The sequence below is a fragment of the Streptomyces fuscigenes genome (genome assembly GCF_021556455.1).
Classification (GTDB): domain Bacteria; phylum Actinomycetota; class Actinomycetes; order Streptomycetales; family Streptomycetaceae; genus Streptomyces; species Streptomyces fuscigenes.
Genome location: NZ_JAKGCV010000432.1, coordinates 1 through 4,587 on the forward strand (window position 1 = coordinate 1; position 4,587 = coordinate 4,587).

4 protein-coding genes are annotated in these 4,587 nt (G+C 74.0%); 2 read left to right on the forward strand and 2 right to left on the reverse strand.

All coding sequences use genetic code 11. From position 1 onward, the window contains the following. Positions 1 to 1,081 (reverse strand): serine/threonine-protein kinase (locus L1885_RS24015; RefSeq protein WP_235799255.1); only part of this gene is annotated, 1,081 nt, incomplete at its 3' end. A 316-nt stretch (positions 1,082 to 1,397) separates the two neighbouring features. Then, on the reverse strand, positions 1,398 to 2,402 hold the full coding sequence (locus L1885_RS24020) for a VOC family protein (RefSeq protein WP_235799256.1): 1,005 nt from the start codon (positions 2,400 to 2,402) through the stop codon (positions 1,398 to 1,400). A gap of 361 nt (positions 2,403 to 2,763) precedes the next feature. On the opposite strand from L1885_RS24020, the gene L1885_RS24025 reads away from it, so the two are divergent. Continuing rightward, positions 2,764 to 3,411, forward strand: coding sequence for a TetR/AcrR family transcriptional regulator (locus L1885_RS24025; RefSeq protein WP_235799257.1), 648 nt, complete (start codon positions 2,764 to 2,766; stop codon positions 3,409 to 3,411). A 458-nt stretch (positions 3,412 to 3,869) separates the two neighbouring features. Next, positions 3,870 to 4,541 (forward strand): pyridoxine/pyridoxamine 5'-phosphate oxidase, encoded by a 672-nt coding sequence (locus L1885_RS24030; protein ID WP_235799258.1) that lies wholly within the window; start codon positions 3,870 to 3,872, stop codon positions 4,539 to 4,541. Positions 4,542 to 4,587 lie beyond the last annotated feature (46 nt).

Below are 4,587 nucleotides of genomic sequence, written 5' to 3' on the forward strand. Positions count from 1 at the left end.
GCGGCTGCGGCTGGGCCGCCGGGCCCTGGCCGGAGCGGTACGGGCCGGGCTGCAGCGCGTTCGGCGGGCGCGAGGGCATCGGCGGCACGACGGGCCGCCCGGCCGGACCCTGACCTTGCCTCGGGGACGTCCTCGACGGTGCGGAACCGGCGCGGCCGCCCGCGCCGCCCGGCCCGGTCCAGGACTTGTGCCCCTCGTTCTGGCGGCGCGCGATCATGTCGACCGCCGAGTCGGGCAGCCAGGCCGAGACGGTGCCCGAGTCGTCGTCGGAGGAGAGCAGGTACGGCGCGAGTTCGGCCTGCAGCTGTGCCGGGGTCGGCCGCTGTTCGGCGGCCATCGCCATGCACGCCTCGATGAGCGGGCGCAGCTCGTCCGGCAGGCCCGTCAGATCGGGGCCCTCGCGCAGCAGCATGAAGACCGTCTCGACCGGGTTCGCGCCGTGGAAGGGGGCGTGCCCGGTCGCCGCGTACACGAGCGTGGAGCCCAGCGAGAAGACGTCGCTGGCGCCGGTGACGCTGCGCGAGTCGCGGGCCTGCTCCGGCGACATGTACGCGGGCGTGCCGACGGCGACGTTCGTCATGGTCAGGCGGGTGTTGGAGACGCCGGATGCGATGCCGAAGTCGATGACGCGGGGCCCGTCCTCGACGACCAGCACGTTCGACGGCTTCAGGTCCCGGTGGACGAGGTGGGCGGCGTGGATCGACTGGAGGGCCTCGGCGATGCCGGCGGCCAGCCAGCGCACCGCCTGCACGGGCATCGGCCCGCACTCTCCGACGATCTCCTCCAGCGACGGCGCCGGCACGTAGGCGGTGGCGAGCCAGGGCACGGCGGCGCGGGGGTCGGCGTCGACGACGGCGGCCGTGTAGAAGCCGCTGACGGCACGGGCGGCCTCCACCTCGCGGGTGAAGCGGACGCGGAACAGCTGGTCCTCGGCGAGTTCCGTGCGGACCGTCTTGATCGCGACGCGGCGCCCGGACGCCGACCGCGCGAGATACACCAGACCCATGCCGCCGGCGCCGAGCCTGCGCAGTACCTCGAACGGTCCGATGCGTCTCGGGTCGTGCTGTGTCAGCTGCTCCACTGTGAGTGCCACCTCCCCGTACGGGCCACCAAGGTACGGCCTCGTGGGACCCGATTGTTCCTGTACGGGGCCCGCGTTGCGAACCGGGGGGCACATCGGGGGCGTGTGTCGCGGCGTACGCCCCGCGGGGCGGCCCGGGCCCCTACCCTTGCCCTCCGCGCTCCCGCGGGGCTCCGCCGTCGCCCGCCGTCCGCCCCGCCACGCGACCCCCGTCGCCGCCCGAGCACGGGTGCGCGGGCCTTCCCGCCGGAGCACGAGTGCCCGCGCGTCCCCGCCCGCGTACGAGTGCGCGGGTGCGCGGCTCCGCGCCCAGGGGCTACTTGCTCCGGCGGCGCCACCTGCGCCACGGCCCCCGGGCGCCGTCGGGCGGCTCGGCGCCCTCCGCGTCCCGCGGGCCCTCGCCCGCCTCCCGTCCCTCCGGGCCTCCCTGCTCTCCCTGGCCTTCCGGCTCCCCCGGCTCCTCCCGTTCCCCGGCCCCGGGGCCCGCCAGCACCGCGAAGTCGGCGCCCTGGTCGTCGGTCAGGACGGCCGCCCGCCCGTAGGGGGTGCCGAACGGGGCCTGCCGCACCCGGCCGCCGAGGCGGACCACCGCCGCGGCCGTCGCGTCGCAGTCGTCCACGGCGAAGTAGTTGAGGAAGTGGCCCGGCAGAGCGGCGGGAAACTCGTCCGTCATCACGCTCCGCCCCGCCACCGCCGTGTCGTTGCCGGGCGTCGCGCCCCTGGGCGACCACAGGCGGAACGGGACGTCTCCCCCGCGCAGGCCCGTCACCTCGCTGTAGCCGACCCGCAGCACCTCCCGGTAGAACGCGTCGACCGGCTCCGGCACCCGGGTGTAGACCTCCGTCCACCGGAAGGTGCCGGGCTCGCCCCGGAGCTCGAAGCCCGTGCCGGAGCCCGAGCCGCCGACCCCGGCGGCCGCCCCGGACGCCTGGGCGCCGGAGCCCTCTCCGGAACCCTCTCCGCCGCTCTGCCACAGGCCGAACACGGCTCCGCCCGGGTCCGCCGCCAGCGCCACCACCCCGGTGCCGACCGCGACCGGCTCCCGCACCATCCGGCCGCCCGCCGCCGCCACGCGCCGGGCCGCGGCCACCACGTCCGGCGTCGCGAAGTACACGCCCCAGGCCGTCGGCATCCGCCCGTCGCTCTTCGCCACCAGGCCGGCGACCCGGCTGCCGTCGCGGTACGCCTCCGCGTAGGCGGCCGGCACGGGGCCCGGGCGGAAGGTCCAGCCGAACAGGGCCCCGTAGAACCTCTTGCCCGCCTCCAGGTCCGGGAGCGATACGTCCAGCCAGCAGGGCGTGCCCTCGGCGAATGCGGCCATGGTCAGATCCCGCACCTTCCGTATCCGTGCCGGCTCCCGACTGCGCCTGTTCACGGTCGTGCTCCCCCCTACCGGCAAAGCTAATGGGTGAACGCCGACCCCGCAGCGGGGGGAATAGAACAATTGACCTCGTCAGGCCCGGTCCACGGCGGAATCAGGCGCCCGGCGGGGTGCCCGGGAACACCGCCGGGCACCGGCCGCAAGGCGGCGCGCAACACCTCCCACGACATCACACAAAGGGAATGTGCCAGGTACGCATGCCGTACGGAAGCAGCGCCCGAAAGACCCGGTACACACCGCGCATGTCCCCATTTGCAGTCGGCCAAATCGCGCGCCGATCACCCGTCGGTAAGCTGACGGCATGACAGGACAAGTACGAACGGTCGACGGCCGCGTGGCCGGCCGACGCGGACAGGCGACGCGGCAGAAGCTGCTCGACTGCCTCAGCGAGATGCTCAGCTCCTCGCCGTACCGGGACGTCAAAGTCATCGACGTCGCCCGGAAGGCGGGCACCTCCCCCGCGACGTTCTACCAGTACTTCCCGGACGTGGAAGGCGCTGTTCTCGAGCTCGCGGAGGAAATGGCCAAGGAGAGCGCCGGGTTGTCGGAACTCGTGTCCGGGCGCCCCTGGACGGGCCGGGCGGGCTGGCAGTCCGCCGAGGAACTGGTGGACGGATTCCTCGACTTCTGGCGCCGGCACGACGCGATTCTGCGCGTGATCGATCTCGGTGACGCCGAAGGGGACAAACGGTTCTCCAAGATCCGTATGAAGATCCTCAACTCGATCACCAACTCCTTGTCGGAATCGGTGAAAGAACTCCAGTCGAAGGGCCGGGTCGACAAGGACGTCGTACCGGGCGCGATCGCGGGCTCACTCGTGGTGATGCTCTCGGCCGTCGCATCCCATCAGAAGGGCTTTACGAGCTGGGGCGTGAAACAGGCGGATCTCAGACCGAATCTGGCACTCCTCGTCCATCTCGGAGTGACGGGCCGCAAACCGACCCGCTAATGCGGCGCGGTGCACCGCACACGCCTTGCCCGAACGCACCGCGCCCTTCCCCAGCACGCCATTCACCCTGGAACGTCCTGTCGCGCCGGCGGGGCCCGGGCCCGTCCCCGTCGGCGTCCTCGCGACGTTCCGCCGGAACACGTCCTCGCGATGTTCCGCCTCGAAGAGGACATGTGCAGATGGACGACGACTCCAGCGCATCACGCGGCGACGCATTCCATTCGTCCGGCGACGCCTACGATTCCACCGGCGACGCCTTCGTATCGGCCGGCGACGCCTCCGTTTCGGCCGGTGGGAACACCGGAGGCACCCGCGCGGGCGGGCCTTCCGAAACACCGTCCGGAGCCGCCGCGGCCACCGGGCGCGCGACGACGCCGTCCGCGACACCCGGGGAAGACACCGGACCGGCCGCACCGGGAGCCGCCGGGACAGCGGGAGCGGAACCCGACGCCTCCGCGCTGGAGCGATTCCGCGCCCTGCTGCGGGAGCAGCGCGTCTGGGACACCGGCGACGCCGGCCTTCCCGCCTTCGACACCGAGCGGGCTCCCGACGGCCCCCTTGCGCTGTTCCACCGCTGGTTCGCCGAGGCCGCCGAGGCCGGGCAGCCCGAACCGCACACGATGACGCTCGCCACGGTCGACGCCGGCGGGCTCCCCGACGCGCGCATCGTCATGCTCCACGACGCGGACGCCCGCGGCTGGCACTTCGCCACCCATTCCACCAGCGCCAAGGGCAGCCAGCTCGCCGCGCACCCGCGGGCCGCGCTCACCTTCTACTGGCACTCCCAGGCCCGCGCCGTACGCCTGCGCGGCCGCATCGTGCCCGCGTACGCGGCGGAGACCAGCGCCGACCTGCACGCCCGCTCGACGGGCGCGCTCGCCGCCGCCCTCGCGGCCCGGCAGAGCGAGGTGCTGGAATCCCGCGAGGAGCTGGCGCGCGCGTACGAGGCGGCGTGGCAGCGGGCCCGGCGCGACCCGGAGGCCGAGGCCACGAGCTGGACGGGCTACGTGCTGGAGCCGGAGGAGGCGGAGTTCTTCCAGGGCGACGCCGCCCGGCAGCACGTACGGCTCCGCTACCGGCGCGGCACCGCCGGCCCCGACGTGTGGACCAGGGAACTGCTGTGGCCCTGAACCGCCGCCCCGGCCCGCGTCAGCGGCCGGCCGGCCCCGTGCCCGC